General features: G+C 39.0%; 24 protein-coding genes. 9 read left to right on the top strand and 15 right to left on the bottom strand.

The features are described 5' to 3' along the window. On the top strand, positions 1–657 hold the full coding sequence (locus BSEPE_RS05065) for a M48 family metallopeptidase (protein WP_066044747.1): 657 nt from the start codon (positions 1–3) through the stop codon (positions 655–657). Between the two features lie 4 nt (positions 658–661). On the opposite strand, the gene grxD is transcribed toward BSEPE_RS05065, so the two are convergent. The 3 genes from grxD to trhO are packed head-to-tail and all read right to left on the bottom strand — an operon-like array spanning position 662 to position 2,587. Then, complete coding sequence (gene grxD / locus BSEPE_RS05070) at positions 662–991, bottom strand: Grx4 family monothiol glutaredoxin (protein WP_066044749.1); 330 nt, start codon at positions 989–991, stop codon at positions 662–664. A 27-nt stretch (positions 992–1,018) separates the two neighbouring features. Further along, complete coding sequence (locus BSEPE_RS05075) at positions 1,019–1,612, bottom strand: class I SAM-dependent methyltransferase (RefSeq protein WP_066044751.1); 594 nt, start codon at positions 1,610–1,612, stop codon at positions 1,019–1,021. 12 nt (positions 1,613–1,624) lie between these two features. Further along, complete coding sequence (gene trhO / locus BSEPE_RS05080) at positions 1,625–2,587, bottom strand: oxygen-dependent tRNA uridine(34) hydroxylase TrhO (RefSeq protein ID WP_066044753.1); 963 nt, start codon at positions 2,585–2,587, stop codon at positions 1,625–1,627. Between the two features lie 308 nt (positions 2,588–2,895). Between trhO and dxs the strand changes: the two genes are divergently transcribed. After that, positions 2,896–4,707 (top strand): 1-deoxy-D-xylulose-5-phosphate synthase, encoded by a 1,812-nt coding sequence (gene dxs, locus BSEPE_RS05085; protein ID WP_066044756.1) that lies wholly within the window; start codon positions 2,896–2,898, stop codon positions 4,705–4,707. Continuing rightward, positions 4,704–5,198 (top strand): DUF2062 domain-containing protein, encoded by a 495-nt coding sequence (locus BSEPE_RS05090; protein WP_083502984.1) that lies wholly within the window; start codon positions 4,704–4,706, stop codon positions 5,196–5,198. Before dxs ends, BSEPE_RS05090 begins: the two co-directional genes overlap by 4 nt. 40 nt (positions 5,199–5,238) lie before the next feature. Here BSEPE_RS05090 and ispG read toward each other — a convergent pair whose 3' ends face one another. From ispG to smpB, 5 genes are all read right to left on the bottom strand, one after another. Continuing rightward, positions 5,239–6,312, bottom strand: coding sequence for a flavodoxin-dependent (E)-4-hydroxy-3-methylbut-2-enyl-diphosphate synthase (gene ispG / locus BSEPE_RS05095; RefSeq protein ID WP_066044762.1), 1,074 nt, complete (start codon positions 6,310–6,312; stop codon positions 5,239–5,241). A 9-nt stretch (positions 6,313–6,321) separates the two neighbouring features. Continuing rightward, positions 6,322–6,531, bottom strand: a complete 210-nt coding sequence (locus tag BSEPE_RS05100) for a hypothetical protein (protein ID WP_162262088.1) — start codon at positions 6,529–6,531, stop codon at positions 6,322–6,324. Positions 6,532–6,608: 77 nt separating this feature from the next. Then, positions 6,609–7,685, bottom strand: coding sequence for a 23S rRNA (adenine(2503)-C(2))-methyltransferase RlmN (rlmN, locus tag BSEPE_RS05105; protein WP_066044766.1), 1,077 nt, complete (start codon positions 7,683–7,685; stop codon positions 6,609–6,611). 51 nt (positions 7,686–7,736) lie between these two features. Further along, entirely contained in the window at positions 7,737–8,012 is a 276-nt protein-coding gene (locus BSEPE_RS05110) for an HU family DNA-binding protein (RefSeq protein WP_066044768.1), read from the bottom strand. Between the two features lie 151 nt (positions 8,013–8,163). Further along, on the bottom strand, positions 8,164–8,643 hold the full coding sequence (gene smpB, locus BSEPE_RS05115) for an SsrA-binding protein SmpB (protein WP_066044770.1): 480 nt from the start codon (positions 8,641–8,643) through the stop codon (positions 8,164–8,166). Position 8,644: 1 nt separating this feature from the next. Between smpB and BSEPE_RS05120 the strand changes: the two genes are divergently transcribed. The 3 genes from BSEPE_RS05120 to BSEPE_RS05130 are packed head-to-tail and all read left to right on the top strand — an operon-like array spanning position 8,645 to position 10,380. Continuing rightward, complete coding sequence (locus tag BSEPE_RS05120; protein WP_066044771.1) at positions 8,645–9,076, top strand: type II toxin-antitoxin system RatA family toxin; 432 nt, start codon at positions 8,645–8,647, stop codon at positions 9,074–9,076. Then, a complete protein-coding gene (locus tag BSEPE_RS05125; RefSeq protein ID WP_066044773.1) occupies positions 9,069–9,608 on the top strand; it encodes a pseudouridine synthase in 540 nt (179 codons plus the stop codon). Before BSEPE_RS05120 ends, BSEPE_RS05125 begins: the two co-directional genes overlap by 8 nt. After that, positions 9,595–10,380, top strand: a complete 786-nt coding sequence (locus tag BSEPE_RS05130) for a ferritin-like domain-containing protein (RefSeq protein ID WP_066044775.1) — start codon at positions 9,595–9,597, stop codon at positions 10,378–10,380. The genes BSEPE_RS05125 and BSEPE_RS05130 overlap by 14 nt, the downstream gene beginning before the upstream one ends. Positions 10,381–10,447: 67 nt before the next feature. Here BSEPE_RS05130 and BSEPE_RS05135 read toward each other — a convergent pair whose 3' ends face one another. From BSEPE_RS05135 to BSEPE_RS05165, 7 genes are all read right to left on the bottom strand, one after another. After that, positions 10,448–11,347: a DUF3530 family protein gene (locus BSEPE_RS05135; protein WP_066044777.1), complete on the bottom strand. Its 900-nt coding sequence runs from the start codon at positions 11,345–11,347 to the stop codon at positions 10,448–10,450. After that, positions 11,347–11,820 (bottom strand): tetratricopeptide repeat protein, encoded by a 474-nt coding sequence (locus tag BSEPE_RS05140; protein ID WP_066044779.1) that lies wholly within the window; start codon positions 11,818–11,820, stop codon positions 11,347–11,349. Before BSEPE_RS05140 ends, BSEPE_RS05135 begins: the two co-directional genes overlap by 1 nt. A 63-nt stretch (positions 11,821–11,883) precedes the next feature. Further along, entirely contained in the window at positions 11,884–12,537 is a 654-nt protein-coding gene (locus tag BSEPE_RS05145) for a rhodanese-like domain-containing protein (RefSeq protein ID WP_083502985.1), read from the bottom strand. A gap of 70 nt (positions 12,538–12,607) precedes the next feature. Next, entirely contained in the window at positions 12,608–13,246 is a 639-nt protein-coding gene (locus BSEPE_RS05150) for a rhodanese-like domain-containing protein (protein ID WP_066044781.1), read from the bottom strand. A gap of 100 nt (positions 13,247–13,346) precedes the next feature. Beyond that, positions 13,347–13,583 (bottom strand): hypothetical protein, encoded by a 237-nt coding sequence (locus BSEPE_RS05155; protein ID WP_066044783.1) that lies wholly within the window; start codon positions 13,581–13,583, stop codon positions 13,347–13,349. 96 nt (positions 13,584–13,679) lie between these two features. Then, positions 13,680–14,117 (bottom strand): ribonuclease HI, encoded by a 438-nt coding sequence (rnhA, locus tag BSEPE_RS05160; protein WP_066044785.1) that lies wholly within the window; start codon positions 14,115–14,117, stop codon positions 13,680–13,682. Then, entirely contained in the window at positions 14,110–15,870 is a 1,761-nt protein-coding gene (locus BSEPE_RS05165) for an N-acetylglutaminylglutamine amidotransferase (RefSeq protein ID WP_066044787.1), read from the bottom strand. The genes rnhA and BSEPE_RS05165 overlap by 8 nt, the downstream gene beginning before the upstream one ends. Positions 15,871–15,918: 48 nt before the next feature. Here BSEPE_RS05165 and leuC point away from each other — a divergent pair, with 48 nt between their 5' ends. From leuC to ruvA, 3 genes are read left to right on the top strand one after another with little or no spacing between them, the layout of a single operon-like run. Continuing rightward, positions 15,919–17,319: a 3-isopropylmalate dehydratase large subunit gene (gene leuC, locus BSEPE_RS05170; RefSeq protein ID WP_066044788.1), complete on the top strand. Its 1,401-nt coding sequence runs from the start codon at positions 15,919–15,921 to the stop codon at positions 17,317–17,319. Continuing rightward, positions 17,319–17,933 (top strand): 3-isopropylmalate dehydratase small subunit, encoded by a 615-nt coding sequence (gene leuD / locus BSEPE_RS05175; RefSeq protein ID WP_066044790.1) that lies wholly within the window; start codon positions 17,319–17,321, stop codon positions 17,931–17,933. Before leuC ends, leuD begins: the two co-directional genes overlap by 1 nt. Further along, on the top strand, positions 17,930–18,517 hold the full coding sequence (gene ruvA / locus BSEPE_RS05180; protein WP_066044792.1) for a Holliday junction branch migration protein RuvA: 588 nt from the start codon (positions 17,930–17,932) through the stop codon (positions 18,515–18,517). Before leuD ends, ruvA begins: the two co-directional genes overlap by 4 nt.

Genomic DNA, 18,517 nt, shown 5'->3' on the forward strand with positions numbered 1-18,517 from the left:
TTGATTGATTATCAACTCATTCGCTCCAAACGCAAAACACTTTCCCTGCAGATTGACAAACAAGCGCGGCTATCTGTGCGGGCACCGATGCGTTTAAGTGTTAAAAAAATTGAGGATTTTATTAACGAAAAGCAAAGTTGGATTGAGAAAAAACAATCCGAAATCAAAAGCAATCTACCCCCAAAACAAACCTATGCAATCGGCAATAAATATCTATTATTAGGCAAATCATACCCCTTACAACACACGCAATCTGGCAATCCCATCAATTTTGACAATCAGGCTTTCTCACTCAACACGAATTACGAAGGCAACAAAGCCTTTCACTGGTTCTATAAAAAAGAATTCATCAAAATTGCCACCCCAATCCTTGAGCAGTTAGCCAAAAAATACGATTTAAATTACAAAGAAGTCCGCTTCAAGGCACAAAAAAGTCGCTGGGGCTCTTGCAGTGCCAGTAATAACATCAACCTAAACTACCTGTTAGTCATGGCGCCAATATCCGTCATCACTATGGTTATTGCCCATGAATTAGCCCACATCATCCACAAAAATCATTCCAAGGATTTTTACGCCCTATTGACTGAAATGATGCCTGAACACAAACAAGCCGATATATGGCTCAAAAAGCACAGTCAAACTTTACACAACTTGTAAAAGTTTATTTGTTGTTAAACTTCTCAGTGGCATTTTCCATTTCACCTTTAAGCGTACCCATTTCTGCCATTTCAACAATAATATCTCCGCCGCCGACGAGCTCACCGTTCATATAGATTTGCGGGAAAGTTGGCCAGTCTGCAAAAGCGGGTAAATTTTGCATAACTTCTTGGTCTTCAAAGATATTGACATAGGCAAACTCAACACCTGTTGAGGCTAAGGTTTTTACAGCGGTAGAGGAAAAACCACATCGTGGAAATTGTGGTGTGCCTTTCATATATAAAACAATTGCAGCACTGTCCACTTGTTTTTGAATTCTTTCCATGATATCCATAAGTTACTCCTTATTTTAAATACTTGACTATTTTACTTTGATTGCCTCAGCAATGGTATATTTTTGTCCTTGTTTTATTTTCTTATAATTACCAAAAACAGATTTAAAATTATCTTTGATGAAATTGCGTAAACCATTAATAGTGACAAAAACAATTTTACCGCCTGGTTTGAGTGCGTCGTAAGCATCGTAAAGGATAATACTAAGTTGCTCTCTGCCAACTTTAGCAGGAACATTGGAAATTACCTGATCAAAATATTCGCTTTTGTTGACATTTGAAAAAGCATCAGATAAGTAGGCTTTGGCATTGTCTAAATGGTTGAGCTTTGCATTAGCATTGGACAACTCAACAGCGACAAAATCTTTATCAACCATATGCACTTCACCTTTTGAACAAGATTTGGCAACTGCTAAACCAATGGGACCGTAACCACAGCCAAGGTCTAAACATTTGTCAGTTTCTTCGATTTTCAAATGTTTCATTAATAATATAGTACCATCATCAATTGCCCGCGGGGAAAACACACCCCAGCGGGTTTTTAATGTTAAATCACAACCTAACAAATGGGTTTGCAGCGTAAGATCTTGCTTGAGTTTAGGAATATCACTTCTAAAAAACATAATAAAATACCTTTAAGATTGTTGGGCTTTCTTGGCTTTTTTCTTAGCTTTTGCCATAATAACCTGTGCAGCATTATCGCCAATATGCTCTTCACCGCGTGCTTTTGCTAATTCAATTTGTTTTTGTCTTTCTTGGTAACGATTGATTTGTTTCTCAGAATGCGTGCCATGGCAACGAGGACAAGAAACGCCTTTTACATAATGTTCGTGTTGTTTATCAATATCAGTAATTGGATAGCGACAGGCATGACATTGGTCGTATTGCCCCTGCTCTAAATTGTGCTTAACCGCAACACGCTCATCAAAAACAAAACATTCGCCCTCCCATAGGCTGTCAGATTCTTCCACCTCTTCAAGATATTTCAATACGCCGCCGTGCAGATGATAAACTTCTTTAAACCCTTGTGATTTTAAATAAGCTGTGGATTTTTCACAACGAATACCGCCAGTGCAAAACATAGCAACTTTTTTATGACGATATTGCTCTAAATTTTCTTTAGTATAACTTGGAAATTCTCTGAAAGTTTCGGTATTTGGGTTAATTGCACCTTTAAAGCTACCAATGCCGTATTCATAATCATTACGAGTATCAATCAATATTACATCGGGGTCGCTGATCAAGGCGTTCCAATCTTTGGGTTTAACATAAGTACCAACAGATGACAATGGGTCAATATGCTCTACGCCCAAAGTCACGATTTCTTTTTTGAGTTTTACCTTTAGGCGTTTAAACGGTAGGCTTTCACTTTGAGAAAACTTGATTTCTAAGTTGTTGAAACGACCGTCTTCTTCTAAAAATTGCACCAATTTATTAATGGATTCTTGTGTGCCTGACACCGTACCATTTAAACCTTCTAAAGCCAAAAGAAGCGTGCCTTTAATATTTAAATCCACTAATAATTGTCTTAGCGGGGTGCGGAATTCTTCAAAATTATCAAGACGAACAAACTGATATAGGGCACAAACAGTAAACATAGAAATCTATTATTCAATAAAATTGTTTATTTTACAATAAACCATAAAAATAAAAGGTTATTTATTTACCCTAATCCAAAGATAGAAAGTGTGAATATGGCGTTAAGCCTTGCTATCACAGTGCTTTGTAAAAAATCTTAGTGCCACCCAGTGGTTCCACGGCGATTTTTTAAAAGTGCTATGGTGGTAAGGATTGGCGTCAGATTTGCGTTTTCTATTTTTGGATTAGGGATTTAACCTCCTCACATATAAAACACACAGCTGTCAGCGTATAATAAGATACTTTAAAAAAATACCTTTTCAATTCTGTGCTTGACTCCATCCATTACCCTGCAGACATTAAACAACTTGATTTAAAGCAACTACAGTCTTTGGCGGATGAAATTCGTGAATTTTTGATTGAAAACATTCAAAAAACAGGTGGACATCTTGCACCAAATTTGGGTACGGTCGAAATGTCGATTGCAATGCATTATGTTTTTGACACACCCAAAGACAGCTTTGTTTTTGATGTTGGGCATCAGGCTTATACGCACAAAATTCTGACGGGGCGTAAGGATAAGATGGATACGCTGCGCCAAAAAGATGGACTGTCAGGCTTTACCAAACGCGCGGAAAGTGAGCATGACGCCTTTGGCGCTGGACATTCTTCTACTTCTATCAGTGCAGCACTCGGTATTGCCATTGGCAACAAGATTAATAACAATAACCATAAATCAATTGCAGTAATTGGCGATGGTGCACTCACGGGTGGCATGTCATTTGAAGCGCTCAATCATGCGGGGGATAGCGATGCAGATTTGTTGATTATTCTGAATGATAACGATATGAGTATCTCTAAAAATGTCGGCGCAATGAGTAAGTACCTCACCAAACTCATCTCTGGCAAGATTTATTCAACCATGAAAAATAAATCGTTAGGTATTTTAGAAAAAATGCCAAACTTACGCGAATTTGCTAAACGCTCAGAAGAGCACTTGAAAGGCATGATTTTGCCAAGTACTTTGTTTGAAGAATTGGGACTGGATTATTATGGTCCGATTGATGGGCATGATTTACCGACTTTGGTAAAAACATTACAAAATCTAAAAACACAAAATAAACCCAGATTGTTGCATATTATCACCAAAAAAGGCTATGGTTTAGACAGTGCAGAAAATGACCCTTGTAAGTTCCACGGCATTGCCCCTGTGACTGACAGTGTAAATAGTGCCATCCCCTTAGACAGTTATAGCAATGTCTTTGGACGCTGGCTGATAAATACTGCGGTCAACAATAAAAAATTAATTGCCATCACCCCAGCAATGTGCACTGGCTCTGGCATGAGTGAATTTGAACAAAAATTTCCCGAACAATATTTTGATGTGGGGATTGCTGAGCAGCATGCTATCACTTTTGCAGGGGGCTTAGCAACGCAAGGTTTGAAGCCTGTGGTGGCTATTTATTCTACCTTTCTACAACGAGGCTACGACCAGTTAATTCATGATATCGCCCTGCAAAATCTAAATGTTATTTTTGCTATTGATCGTGCGGGCTTGGTAGGTGCAGATGGTGCGACACATGCAGGCAGTTTTGATTTGAGTTTTTTACGCTGCATTCCTAATCTGACAATTATGGTGCCGAGTGATGGCTTAGAAATGTATCAAATGTTAAATACCGCCTTAACAATGACTGGCCCTGTTTGCGTCCGCTATCCGCGTGGCACGGCAAATATTGAGCGTTATGAAACGCAAGAGGTAATTGAAATTGGCAGGGCAAAAGTTTTATTAAAAGGTAGGAAAACTGCTATTTTTGCTTATGGTAACTTTGTTGAAACCGCCTTAACAGCGGGCAAGGAACTTGGTGCAACCGTCATTGATATGCGTTTTGTCAAACCTTTGGATACTACGCTAATCAGTGAAATGGCAAATAGTCACCAACAATTAATCTCTATTGAAGATAATGCAATTGCTGGTGGTGCTGGTGGTGCTATTGGAGAGTATCTACAGCAACAAAAAATCACCACGACGCTACAAATCTTAGGTTTGCCCGATGATTTCACTGAACAAGGCTCGCAAATAGAGTTGTACCAGAAATACGGATTAACCGCTCAAGATATTATCAAGGCAGCCTCATCATGAAAAAATTCTTTAGACGCTATACGCCCAACCCAAGCGAACTAAAAAACCATAAAAATCTTGGCTGGCTAGGCAAACATTTACATAATGCAAGTTTGTGGAATTTCAATCGAAAATCCATCTCTAAAGCCTTTGCCGTAGGTTTATTTTGCGCCTTTGTACCCGTGCCCTTTCAAATGTTATTAGCAGCACCTGCTGCCGTTGTATTTAGTGCAAATTTACCGATTTCTGTTGCCTTGGTTTGGATTACCAACCCACTAACTATGCCACCGATTTTTTATGGTTGTTATAAATTAGGTGCATGGATTTTAAGTGTTGGTATTGAGCAAGACTTTATCATGTCACTTGATTATGTGTGGCAGGTATTTGATATCATTTGGCAACCTTTCTTATTGGGTTGTTTAATTATTTCTGTGATGAGTTCAGCACTGGGTTATTTCGGTATTCAGATTATCTATCGATACAAGGCTTACAAAAGAGTTAACCAATTCTAAAATTCTAAGCCCGGCTTACCTAAGCCGGGCTTAGAATTGGTTAACTTTTGAGTTGGGATCGGATTTGTGCTTCAAGGGTATCAACCAAACTTTCATTACTGACTTTGGAATGCGTTAACCCATTAATATACATCAAATTAGGTTCTCCGCCGGTTAAGCCAACCGATACTGCCTTAGCTTCACCGGGTCCATTTACCACACAGCCAATCACTGCAGCGTCAATTGGTTCGGTAATATCTTCTAAGCGGGCTTCTAATTCATTAACCACTTTAATCACATCAAATTTTTGACGAGAACATGAGGGGCAGGCGATTAAATTAACGCCTTTTTGTCGCAATCCAAGAGACTTAAGAATGTCAAAACCAACTTTAATTTCATCCACAGGATCGGATGCCAAAGAGACGCGAATGGTATCGCCAATACCTTCTGCAAGTAACAAGCCTAGACCTACTGAAGATTTTACCGAGCCCGCTCTGAGTGACCCTGCTTCAGTAATACCAAGATGTAAAGGGTTGTCAATTTGTGAGGCTAATTGCTTATAAGCAAAAACAGTCATAAAAACTTCAGAAGCCTTAAGTGATATTTTGTAATTATCAAAATTCAACTTGTCTAAAATATCAATATGCCTAAAAGCAGATTCCACCATCGCTTCAGGCGTGGGTTCTGTGTATTTCTTTTGTAAATCTTTTTCCAATGAGCCTGCGTTAACACCGATACGAATAGGAATATTATGATCTAAAGCGGACGCTATCACTTCTTTTACTCTATCCTTGCGTCCGATATTACCTGGGTTAATACGCAAACAATCGGCGCCATATTCTGCTACTTTTAGGGCAATTTTATAATCAAAATGAATGTCAGCAATTAATGGAATACTGGTTTTTTTCTTAATAATTTTAAAAGCTTCTGCTGTTTCCATCGTTGGTACAGAAACACGCACCAAATCTCCTCCTGCCTTTTGAATAGACTCAATTTGTGCAACCGTCGCCTTTATATCATTGGTATTAGTATTAGTCATGCTTTGCACGACAATCGGTGCATTGCCACCAATCGCAACATCGCCAACAAAAATTTGTCTAGATTTTCTTCGGGTAATGATATGGGTTGATTTCATAGTTTTTTATTAACGCTCTTGGTTTATTTCATCTAAGTTTTCTAAAATTTCAGGCTGTTTAGGCTTGGCTTGAATATCGCCAATTTCGTCGTTGATAGGCGTGATAACTACCTGGGTTTTTTTAACTTCTGCTTCTTTAATCACAATCAAATTGGTTTGTGAGGCTTTTGGTGTTTGACTATCGTCAAAAGAAAAGTAAAACGCAAGCAGAGTAAGCATAAATATTACAACACCCAGCTTAATTTTACTTTTGTTATTTTTTCTTCCCCGCTTAGGGTAATAGTCAATACCTTCTATCATAATATTTTTTTAGTGCGTTTGGTTTTATCAACCACTTGTCCTGCCAATTGTCCGCAAGCCGCATTCACATCTTCACCCCTCGTACGCCGAGTGGTGGTGCGAATGCCACCAGCAAACAACACATCTTGGAAATTCTTAATTGTAACCTCTTTTGAGGTTTTATATTGAGTTTCTGGAAAGGGGTTAAAAGGAATTAAGTTCACTTTTGCTGACATTCCCTTTAATACTGTTACTAATTTTTTTGCCTGTGCAACACTATCATTTACCCCATCCAACATCACATATTCAAACAAAATATGTCGTTCTTGAGTGCCTGCATTAAGATAAACCTTACAAGCCTCCAATAAATCTTTAATAGGGTATTTTTGGTTAATTGGCACCAATTCATCACGCAATGAATCGTCTGCCGCATGCAAAGAAACTGCCAAACTCACTGGCACTCTATCTGCCATTCGTAATAAGGCTGGCACCACACCCGAAGTTGAAACAGTGACTTTACGCCTTGAAAGTCCAAATGCCAAGCCATCTAACAACAAATCACAGGCAGGATATACTGCTTTTTCATTCAACAAAGGTTCGCCCATTCCCATAAACACCACATTGGAGATTCTTTTACTCTTGTCTTTTAAATAATGATTCGCCAGCATTACCTGTCCGATAATTTCTGCCACGCTGAGGTTACGATTAAAGCCTTGCATACCTGTTGAGCAAAAAGTACAATCCAATGAACAACCTACTTGCGAAGAGATGCACAATGTTCCTCTATCGTCTGAAGGAATATACACAGTTTCAATAAAATTATCCCTGCCCGTGTCAATCACCCACTTAATTACCCCATCAAGTGCATGATCTTGCTTGGCTACCTTGGGCAATTCAATACAAGCCATCTCGCTCAATTGCTGTCTGAGATTTTTACTGAAATTAAGCATCTTGTCAAAATCAAGCTCATGGTATTTATAAATCCATTGCATCAATTGTTTGACGCGATAGGGTTTTTCACCTAACGATTCAAACAGTTTAGTGAGCGATTCTTGATTTAACCCTAGTAGATTTAGCTTATCTTTTTTTGACATACCGAAAAAAAAGCACCCAAAGGGGTGCTTTTTCCATAAAACGGTTAAATATTAACCGTTTACAGCGTCTTTAAGTGCTTTTCCAGCTTTAAATGCAGCCACTTTAGATGCTTTAATTTGAATTGCAGCACCAGTCTGTGGATTGCGACCTGTGCGTGCTGCACGGTCTCTAACTACGAAAGAGCCAAAGCCAGTCAACTGTACGCCGTCGCCTTTAGCCATAGCACTAGTGATAGCACCTGTAGTAGCGTTCAACGCACGACCTGCGTCCGCTTTAGAAAGATTTGCTGCTGATGCGATTGCATCAATTAATTCTGATTTATTCATTTTTCATTCTCCTCGAAAGATTTTATTTAAAAAGTACTAAAAGCTCACTGATGGAAGATGAAAATAAAAAATTATTACTCACATCTCTTCATTTAGTGCCGTCAATTATAAACAAAAACGCACCCCTGTCAACGCTTTTTTTTTAAATTTATCACTTAAGACTTTCTTTTAAAAGTCTTTGCTTATCTCTTTGCCAGTCTTTTTCTTTGATGTCTTGTCGTTTATCGTGGGATTTTTTTCCTTTGGCTACGCCGATTTCTAGTTTTACCTTGCCTCGGACCCAATAAAGCTTAAGTGGAACGACGGTTGCACCCTTTTGATCAATCTTATCTTTTATTCTGTTAATTTCTATACGATTTAACAATAACTTACGCGTTCTAGTAGGATCTGCATTAACATGGGTGGATGCTGTGTTTAAGGGCGAGATGTGACTACCAAATAAAAACAGTTCATTATTTTTTAAAATCACATAACTTTCTTTAATTTGCACCTTGTTATCTCGTAGGCTTTTCACTTCCCAACCCTGTAAAGAAACGCCAGCTTCCAGACTTTGTTCTATAAAATAGTCGTGTCGTGCCTTTTTATTGACGACAATCGTATTTGAACTTGTTTTTTTCTTTTTCTTTGCCATTATGCATCACATCTCTAAAAGTGCTATCGTTTCTTATTCATGCAGTCAAATGTATCAATTGGTCAATCAAATTAATGATTACCCACAATTTCTCAATTGGTGCTCCTCTGCGAGTATTTTAAATCAAACTGAGTACGAAATCATCGCTTCGGTAACGATTAATAAAAGTGCTTTTAATCAGTCATTTACCACGGTAAACACTTTAACCCCTGATACGCGTATCGATATGCAACTTAAAGATGGTCCATTTAAGCAATTACAAGGTACTTGGATTTTCACGCCGTTGAACCAGTCGGCTTGTAAAGTCAGCCTTGAATTAGAATTTAGTTTTGCTTCGCGTTTGATAGATATTGCCATTGCTCCGATTTTTACTGCAATTTCTAATGCACAACTTGACGCATTTGTCGCTAGAGCCAAACAAGTCTATGGCTAATTCCAATTCCATTCTCTTATTTAATAAACCATTTGGCATTCTGTGTCAATTCAGTGGCAATATGAAAAACCTTTCTCACTATATTAATGAAAAAGATTTTTACCCTGCGGGTCGCCTTGATAAAGATTCGGAGGGCTTGTTACTACTGACCAATAACGGAAAATTGCAACATCAAATCTCACATCCAAAATTTGACAAAGAAAAAACCTACCTTGTACAGGTAGAGGGCAAGGTAACTGAAGAAGCCATTTGGCAATTACGCAAAGGTGTGAGACTTAAAGATGGATTAACCAAACCTGCCAAAGTAAAAATCACTGAACACCCTGATTGGTTATGGCGTAGAGTGCCACCAATTCGGATGCGAAAAAATATTCCAACTTCGTGGATTGAACTCAAAATTACCGAAGGTAAAAATCGTCAAGTAAGGCGAATGACGGCGGCGGTTGGCTTTCCGACGCTGAGATTGATTCGCACACGAATAGGTGATTGGAAATTAGGCGACATCGCATTAGGAAAATATGAACGCTTTTGAACTTGCCCACCGTGCTTTAATGAATGAAGTTATTAATGATAAAATTAATCTTACTCAACATTTGCACATCCTTAACGCCAATCAAAAATTATCATTTGATAATTTTCCAATTGAGCCAATACCTAGCCCTGGCAGACCTAAAAAACCAAAATTAGTTAGGTTTCAATCGGTGCCAAAACGAGGAAAATCAGATATTGGGCTTATCAATACCATTCACGCAATTTGTCACATTGAATTTAATGCGATTAATTTGGCTTTGGATGCGGTCTATCGCTTTCAAGGTATGCCCAAGAAATTTTATCAAGATTGGATTCAAGTGGCTTTTGAAGAATCCCAACATTTTAAATTATTGAGCGACTACTTAATAGAGTTGGACTATCAATACGGTGACTTTGATGGGCATAATGGCTTGTGGAAAATGACTAAAGATACCGATTACGATGTATTGGCACGAATGGCGTTAGTACCGAGAGTATTAGAAGCAAGAGGTTTAGATGCTACACCAAAAATTAAAGCCCGTTTTAAAAAATCAGCGTTTAGCAAAATGTCAGATATTTTAGACATCATCTTTAAGGACGAAATTGAACATGTAAAAATTGGCAATCACTGGTTCCATTATGTATGCCAACAAAGAAAAATCAATCCTTTAGAAACCTTTGATCAGTTGGTTAAAAAACACATTGGCTCCGAACTGCGCGGACCATTTAACATTAAAGCCAGAAAACTGGCAAATTTTTCCCAACAAGAATTAAACTATTTACAACAATTATAAATCTAAAAAATCCAATTATTACTTACGAACCTAAGCCGGGCTTAGGTAAGCCGGGCTTAGTTGCTACCTATAGCGCATTCAACCAATCGCCCACTTTATTAATTAAGCCCTGTATAGCCTTATCGTTTTTATAATAATGATCTGCCTCTTTAACAATCATTTGCCTAGATTTTTTATTATCTGCTAGTCTGATTAACGCCAACCTATCGGTTGCTAATTTTCTAACACCGGAAAAATCTGCATCTGCATAAATATCTAAAATCGGCACCCGCATTTTATAAAATGGAAATTCATTTATCATTTTTTGTCTATAATCTGTTGCCCCTATGCCGATACCAACAAAGCCTTTGATTTTATCATCACCATATTTATCAAAATAACTCATTGCCATATGTGCACCACAACCATGGGCAACGATGACAATATTGGTCACACCCTTCTTTTTATAAAACGCAATCGCCGCATCAATGCGTTCGTGCGAGTAAGGAAAAATTGGCACATAGTCATAATATTTTGCATGTTTATTCAATACCGGCATTTGCACAGATAAAGTATGCCAGCCCTTTTCCGTTAATCCAACCCGCAATGGTTTAATCGTGTCACCCCAATTAGGATGATGCCCACGGTTGTGCAAAATAATTACACCGCCTTTTGGCTTATCCGATTCGCTTTCCATGTAAATTGAAAAAACCTCTCTGCCTTTTTTAAGGGGTAAAAATTCCACATCACCTTCTATTACCGAATCCTCAATCTGGCTAACGACGCGCCTTTCCCTGGCAAAATCAGGTTCAACACCAACAAATTGATTAAAATTAGCGCGTAATGTATTAGGATCAAAGCCATTAAACATTGGTAATTTTGGTGCATTTGTCATCCCTGGAATACTAGGCATCCATGATGGCATTGAAAAAGATGCGAAGACACCTTGTGTCAACAGTAAACTTGCTAGTAGTAATATTTTTTTCATTATTTTTTCTCCTTTAATGCCTCTAATGCGGCTTGCGCCTGAGGGTGTTTATTTTTACTTGCTTGTTGAAACCAATAAATCGCCCGCTTCCTCTTCTTTTGCTCTAAAAATAACGATGCCAAATTAAACTGCGCATATTCATCGTTCAAATTCGCCGCTATTAGCCACCACTTTTGCGCTTGCTTTATATTACCTTGTTGATAATAGAGCATTGCCAATTCGCTTTGTGCATACGACAACCCTTGTTTGGCAGCTTTTTCAAACCACACAAACGCCCGCTTTTTATCTTTTTCCACACCCAGCCCATGCAAGTAACTCAATCCAATATTATTTTGAGCTGCGCTATGCCCTACATCGGCAGCACGAAGCATATATCTAAAAGCTTCGTCATTGCGTTTTCGCTGCGAGTAATCGTAGCCAATTTTATACCACAAGTCTGCACGCGTATCAGCGGCAACCGATAGCGACGACATTATGAAAATGAAAAAAAAGGGCGCTAACAGCACCCTTTTTTCCTTTAATAAAACAATCAAAGATTACTTACCAACGGTACTAAGTCCTAATGAATGCCATGCATTCATACCTTCACGATAGTACTTTAACTTGCTATCAGGATAACCTAACGAAAGTAGTGCTCTAATCGCTGCAGGTGATTGACCACACCATAGTCCATTGCAGAACAAGTACAAAGTCTTAGCATTGCTAAAGTTAAACACACCGTCTTGCTCAGTAACACCAAACTTGCCAGTTAGGATTTCCATCACTGCATCTGGGTCTTTAGCAACTGCTTTAGAATTTAACTTGTTAAATGGAATATTAACTGCACCTTTGATTGTGCCACCTTTTTTAGCGGTAGTCCAAACTGGAGTACGAGCGTCAATTACCATAATGTTAGCACCATTATTCATATCACGAATAGCATGAATAATATCCAACTCTGTTACCGTATCTACTTTCGCAGGCCAAAACGGATGTGATGGCTGAATACAGAATGGTGGGCAAGGACGCGAAGTCTTTGCAAACGCTGGGTGAATAGTAGCCTTGGTGTTTTGATTGCGAGAAATACCCGCAACTTCATGCACGCCTTTAACAATAGCAACTTTGCCTTTTATGGCACTCTTGGTCCCTGTGTCGCCACAAGCTGTTAAGAATAAAGCTGTTATCGCAATCAATAATAACTTAATTTTCACAATAATCTCCTATGAATTACAAAAAAAATAGGGCAGTTATAAAATCTGCCCTATGTTCGAAAAACTAAATTTATTTACCAACAGTACTAAGACCTAATGAATGCCATGCATTCATACCAGAACGGTAATATTTAAGTTTAGACTCAGGATAACCTAAAGAAAGTAACGCTCTAATCGCTGCAGGTGATTGACCACACCATAGACCATTACAGAACAAATACAAAGTCTTCGCTTTAGTAAAGTTAAAGATGCCATCTTGCTCAGTAACGCCAAATTTACCCGTTAAAATGTCCATTACTGCGTCTGGGTCTTTAGCAACTGCTTTAGAATTTAACTTGTTAAATGGAATATTAACTGCACCTTTGATGGTCCCACCTTTCTTCGCGGTAGTCCAAACTGGGGTACGAGCGTCAATAACCATAATGTTAGCACCTTTATTCATATCACGAACAGCGTGAATAATATCTAGCTCACTGACTGTGTCAACTGCTGCCGGTGCAAACGGATTTGTCGGCTGAATACAAAACGGTGGACAAGGACGCGAAGTCTTTGCGAACGCCGGATGAATAGTTGCTTTGTTATCTTGGTTACGACTAATACCCGCAACTTCCATAACGCCTTTAACGATACCAACTGGCTTAGCTGTTACAGCCGTTGATGCTAACAATGCTACTGATGCAGCACTTACTACTAATGTTTTAAGTTTCATCTTATTTTTTCCTCTTTTTTATATATAAAAATGACTCACCATGAGTCGTTATTGGTAGCTCCCCCGTAATGTAGAACTACAAATTCGTTGTTAATCTTGTTTAATCGCAGCTTGGCTCTTCTTCTAAATTATGCTGCGCATAATAATCAACCACGCAAACCTCGCGCTTGTCATCATCGTCAATATCTTCGCAACGCACTTTTGCGCCATCTCTAACCGCTTGCATTTGTGCCTCAGTTGCCTCATCACCCAAAGCAGCAACGCCATCTTGTGCATCTGCTAATACAGTAAAGTTTAATGCGAATGCCAATCCAAATAATAAAACTAATTTTTTCATCGTTACCCCTAGGTGTTTATTTAATTAAAGATACCCCATTATTCACAAATAAAATCACTTTGCAAGTCTATCTATATTTGTTAATATTACGATATTCTAATGGAATTCATTCATCGCCTGATTGGCTAATAAATCCGCCATGTCATTACCTTTATCGTCACTATGCCCTTTCACCCAATGCCAATTAACTGAATATTTTGCGTTTAATGTGTCAAGTTTTTGCCATAAGTCCACATTTTTTACAAGTCTTTTGCCTGCTGTTTTCCAATTCTTCTTCTTCCAATTGACAATCCAATCGTTAATACCATTCATTACATATTTCGAATCGGTATATAAATCTACCTCAATTTCGTCAGATTTTAACGCTTCCAGTGCTTTGATTGCCGCTGTGAGTTCCATGCGATTATTGGTCGTGTCTTTTTCTGCGCCTTTAAGTTTTTTTTCTGCGCCTTTATACCTTAACCAAACGCCCCAACCACCCACACCTGGATTGCCACGGCATCCGCCATCTGTGTATATCAATATCTTATTCATCTATATTTACCTGTAACCAATATTCTAATAGTGCTAAGTGCCAAAGTCGAGAACCATTAAGTGCTGTCATATATTGCTCAGGTTGATTAATCACTTTTTGTACAAAATCTTGATTATAAACCCCTCTATTAATACATTGACTGGAATTCAAAATATCGGACATAAATTCTAAAAACTCACCGCGTACATATTTCAACGCAGGCATTGGAAAATACCCTTTTTTTCTGTCAATTACACTGTCAGGCAATAATCCACGAGCGATTTTTTTTAGTGGATACTTACCCTCTTCTTGCATTTTTAACGCAGTCGGCATACTCAGTGCATGCTCTACTAATGCGGCATCCATAAACGGTACGCGTGCCTCTAAACCCCACGCCATAGTCATGTTATCAACGCGTTTAACTGGGTCATCAACCACCAATCGAGTAATGTCAGTGCGGAATACTTTGTCCATAAATTCATCAGCATTGGCTTTGGCAAATTCTTTGTTGAGCCATTCTTGCGTGTGGTCACCCGTATGGTATTGCGTATTCACAGTCTGCAAATATTCTTCATAAGGTCTATCGACATAATGCTTGGCAAAGCGTTCAAATTCACTGCCTGATTCCTTTAACATCCGCGGATACCAAAAATAGCCCGAGAACGCTTCATCAGCCCCCTGTCCTGATAATACTACTTTAATATGCTTTGATACCTGTTCGGACAATAGATAAAACGCCACTGCATCCTGTCCTACCATCGGCTCCGCCATATTTGCCACCGCCTCGCCCAATCGTGGCAAGACTTGTGAGTTGCTAATAACATATTTTTCGTGCCTGGTATTAAATTGCTTTACAATCTGGTCAGAATATTCAAATTCTGATCCTGCTTCATCATCAATGTCTTCAAAGCCAATGGAAAAAGTGCGAATATCTTGGTGCCCTGCCTCACTCAAAAGCCCAACCAATAAAGAAGAATCTAACCCACCTGAGAGCAAAACCCCAATCGGCACATCAGTAGCCAACATTCTTTTGTCGACGGCTTTAATCAATAATTCTCGGGTTTTTTCTAGGTATTCTTCGTTACTCAACCCTGTTCTTTGCGCCTTTGGCTGCCAATAAGTTTTTTCCGTAATTACACCTTGTGCGTCAATCATCAGCGTCGTTGCAGGTTTGATTTTATTCACCCCATTAAGAATGGTATTCGGTGCAGGTACCACACCATGTAAAGACAATTGCTGCTGTAACGCCACCGAATTAATCTCCGTATCCACGCCAATTGCCACCAATGCTTGCGTGTTAGAAGCAAAACTAAATGCATCACTGGTTAAATTAAAATACAACGGCTTAATCCCCATTCTATCGCGCGCCACAAACAACTGCTCACCGTCCCAAATAGAAAATGCAAACATGCCATCAAGATGTTTAACGCAATCTTGACCCCAATAATGATAGGCTTTAAGTATCACCTCAGTATCTGAGGTAGAAAAAAACACATAACCCTGTTTAATCAAATCTCGTCGCAAGGACTGGTAGTTATAAATCGTGCCATTAAACACCAGGGTCAAGCCCAGCGTCTCATCCACCATCGGCTGATGGGCATGATTAGATAAATCGATAATACTCAATCGCCGATGCCCAAAGCCCAGTGTTTTGTCCTGCCACACACCCTCATCATCAGGACCACGACGAGCAATCTTTTTCATCATCGTTTTTAAATCATTCGTCTGCACTGCCCGATTATCGAATCTTAATTGTCCACAAATTCCGCACATAGGTTTAATGAAAATGTAAAATAGGTTATTTTATCGCTAATTCAAGCAATGACTTACACACTTTACGACAAATTAATGAATGCACATATTGTGCGCGAAGACGATACCGGTACACTTATTTATATTGACCGCCAACTGATTCATGAAGTTACTTCTCCTCAAGCCTTTGAGGGTTTACAAATGGCGGGCAGAAAACCGTGGCGATTAAAGGCAAACTTAGCTGTGCCTGACCACAATGTGCCAACGACCGAACGCTTGTCGGGTGTGAGTGGCATTAAAGATCCGATTTCTAAATTACAAATTGAAACTCTGGATAAGAATTGCGATACTTTCGGCATCGATGAAATCACCATGAATGATATTCGTCAAGGTATCGTCCATGTGGTCGGCCCCGAACAAGGTGCTACCCTACCTGGTATGAGTATCGTCTGTGGTGACTCACACACTTCAACACATGGTGCCCTCGGTGCGCTTGCATTCGGTATCGGTACTTCTGAAGTTGAGCATGTTTTGGCAACAGGCTGTCTATGGCAGTCTAAATCTAAAAACCTAAATATTGAAATCACTGGCACATTAAATCAATATGTGAGCGCCAAAGATATTGCCCTATATGTCATCGGTAAAATCGGCACTGCAGGTGGCACAGGTTTTGCAATTGAATTCACTGGCAACACCATTCAAAATTTATCCATTGAAGGTAGGATGACTTTGTGTAATATGGCAATCGAAGCGGGTGCACGCGTGGGCATGGTCGCTGTAGATGACAAAACCATTGACTATGTCAAAGGTCGTCCAATGGCGCCAACAGGTAAAGAGTGGGATAAAGCTGTTGAATACTGGAAAACCTTACACTCAGACAAAGGTGCTTTTTTTGATAAAACTATTCGTTTTGATGCTGCCAATATTAAGCCCCAAGTCACTTGGGGCACTTCCCCAGAAATGGTTGTCGCTATTGATGAGTGTGTGCCCAATCCAAAAAATGCCAAAAGCGATGTACAGAAAACCAGTTGGGAAAATGCGTTATCCTACACACATCTAAAAGCCGACATCAAAATCACTGATATTAAAATCGACAAAGTTTTTATTGGCTCTTGCACCAACGCTCGTATTGAAGATTTACGCATTGCCGCTAAAGTTGCAAAAGGCAAGCGCATCGCTGATAATATCAAACTTGCCTTAGTAGTGCCTGGATCGGGTTTAATCAAACAACAAGCTGAAAAAGAAGGTTTAGATAAAATTTTTATTGAAGCGGGTTTTGAATGGCGTGAAGCAGGCTGTTCAATGTGCTTAGCAATGAACGCCGACAAATTAGAGGTGGGTGAACGCTGCGCCTCTACTTCTAATCGCAACTTTGAAGGTCGTCAGGGTCAAGGCTCGTTTACCCATTTAGTTAGTCCCGCTATTGCCACCGCTAGCGCTATTGCTGGTCATTTTTCGGAGATTAAATAATGAATAAATTTACTACTTTAACTTCCATTGCTGTACCCCTTGATAGAGCAAATGTGGATACCGATGCAATTATCCCTAAGCAATTTTTAAAATCAATTAAACGCTCAGGTTTCGGCGTTAATCTTTTTGATGAATGGCGTTATTTAGACCACGGGGAGGTGGGAATGGATAATTCCAAGCGCCCTATTAATAAAGATTTTGTTTTGAATAATCCAAAATACGAGGGTGCACAGATATTATTAGCACGGGAGAATTTTGGTTGTGGATCATCACGAGAACATGCACCATGGGCATTATCAGATTATGGGTTTCGCGTCATTATTGCACCAAGTTTTGCAGATATTTTTTACAATAACTGCTTTAAAAATGGCATTTTGCCAATTGTTCAAAATAATACGGTGATGGATGTGTTATTTTCTTTTGATGGAAAAATTAGCATTGATTTAGACAAGCAAAGCATCGTAGCAAATGGTGAAAAATACACTTTTGAAGTGGATACTGAACGAAAAAGACGCTTAATAAATGGGCTTGATGACATCGGTTTAACCTTGCAATATGAAGATGATATCAAAACCTTTGAAAGAAATTACTTCAGCAAATACAGCTGGTTATGATTGGAAAACTCACAGGCACGATTTTAGAAAAAAACCAACCTGAACTTCTTTTAGAAGTCGGTGGTATTGGCTATGAGATTTTGTGCCCGATGTCAAGTTTTTATGCAATGGGCAACGAGGTGAATATTTCACTTTACACGCATCTTAGCGTTAAAGAAGACTCACACACCTTGTATGGTTTCATCACAAAAGATGAAAAAACCATTTTTAGAGAGCTCATCAGAGTAAATGGCGTTGGACCAAAGGTTGCTTTGGCAATTTTGTCACATTTAGATATTGGTTCCTTAATGAGTGCGGTTGCAAATGACGATGATGTATTATTGGCTAAAACACCAGGCATTGGTAAGAAAACGGCACAAAAGCTCATTGTAGAGCTCAAAGACCGCCTGGCAAAACTCAATCTTATTAAAGCAAGTAATCAAGCGACAACGATTAACAACAAAAATCCAAATAGCAATCAAGCCTTAGCTGCCTTGCAATCTCTTGGATTTAAAGTCAAAGAAGCAGAGAAAATGATTGCTAGCGTTAGCGGCGATAGTCTTTCAACCGAAGAACTAATTCGTCACGCTTTGCAAAATAAATAA

The organism is endosymbiont of Bathymodiolus septemdierum str. Myojin knoll, assembly GCF_001547755.1.
In the GTDB taxonomy this organism is placed as follows: domain Bacteria; phylum Pseudomonadota; class Gammaproteobacteria; order PS1; family Pseudothioglobaceae; genus Thiodubiliella.

Excerpts from the sequence above, each read along its gene's own strand:
- BSEPE_RS05155 (WP_066044783.1), bottom strand. The coding sequence starts at position 13,583 with ATGAAAAAATTAGTTTTATTATTTGGATTGGCATTCGCATTAAACTTT.
- ruvA (WP_066044792.1), top strand. The coding sequence starts at position 17,930 with ATGATTGGAAAACTCACAGGCACGATTTTAGAAAAAAACCAACCTGAA.
- rnhA (WP_066044785.1), bottom strand. The coding sequence starts at position 14,117 with ATGAATAAGATATTGATATACACAGATGGCGGATGCCGTGGCAATCCA.
- BSEPE_RS05075 (WP_066044751.1), bottom strand. The coding sequence starts at position 1,612 with ATGTTTTTTAGAAGTGATATTCCTAAACTCAAGCAAGATCTTACGCTG.
- BSEPE_RS05125 (WP_066044773.1), top strand. The coding sequence starts at position 9,069 with ATGGCTAATTCCAATTCCATTCTCTTATTTAATAAACCATTTGGCATT.
- grxD (WP_066044749.1), bottom strand. The coding sequence starts at position 991 with ATGGATATCATGGAAAGAATTCAAAAACAAGTGGACAGTGCTGCAATT.
- smpB (WP_066044770.1), bottom strand. The coding sequence starts at position 8,643 with ATGGCAAAGAAAAAGAAAAAAACAAGTTCAAATACGATTGTCGTCAAT.
- BSEPE_RS05165 (WP_066044787.1), bottom strand. The coding sequence starts at position 15,870 with ATGTGCGGAATTTGTGGACAATTAAGATTCGATAATCGGGCAGTGCAG.
- BSEPE_RS05090 (WP_083502984.1), top strand. The coding sequence starts at position 4,704 with ATGAAAAAATTCTTTAGACGCTATACGCCCAACCCAAGCGAACTAAAA.
- trhO (WP_066044753.1), bottom strand. The coding sequence starts at position 2,587 with ATGTTTACTGTTTGTGCCCTATATCAGTTTGTTCGTCTTGATAATTTT.
- BSEPE_RS05110 (WP_066044768.1), bottom strand. The coding sequence starts at position 8,012 with ATGAATAAATCAGAATTAATTGATGCAATCGCATCAGCAGCAAATCTT.
- BSEPE_RS05120 (WP_066044771.1), top strand. The coding sequence starts at position 8,645 with ATGCATCACATCTCTAAAAGTGCTATCGTTTCTTATTCATGCAGTCAA.
- BSEPE_RS05100 (WP_162262088.1), bottom strand. The coding sequence starts at position 6,531 with ATGCTTACTCTGCTTGCGTTTTACTTTTCTTTTGACGATAGTCAAACA.
- rlmN (WP_066044766.1), bottom strand. The coding sequence starts at position 7,685 with ATGTCAAAAAAAGATAAGCTAAATCTACTAGGGTTAAATCAAGAATCG.
- leuD (WP_066044790.1), top strand. The coding sequence starts at position 17,319 with ATGAATAAATTTACTACTTTAACTTCCATTGCTGTACCCCTTGATAGA.
- leuC (WP_066044788.1), top strand. The coding sequence starts at position 15,919 with ATGACTTACACACTTTACGACAAATTAATGAATGCACATATTGTGCGC.
- BSEPE_RS05130 (WP_066044775.1), top strand. The coding sequence starts at position 9,595 with ATGAACGCTTTTGAACTTGCCCACCGTGCTTTAATGAATGAAGTTATT.
- BSEPE_RS05150 (WP_066044781.1), bottom strand. The coding sequence starts at position 13,246 with ATGAAACTTAAAACATTAGTAGTAAGTGCTGCATCAGTAGCATTGTTA.
- BSEPE_RS05140 (WP_066044779.1), bottom strand. The coding sequence starts at position 11,820 with ATGTCGTCGCTATCGGTTGCCGCTGATACGCGTGCAGACTTGTGGTAT.
- BSEPE_RS05135 (WP_066044777.1), bottom strand. The coding sequence starts at position 11,347 with ATGAAAAAAATATTACTACTAGCAAGTTTACTGTTGACACAAGGTGTC.
- ispG (WP_066044762.1), bottom strand. The coding sequence starts at position 6,312 with ATGAAATCAACCCATATCATTACCCGAAGAAAATCTAGACAAATTTTT.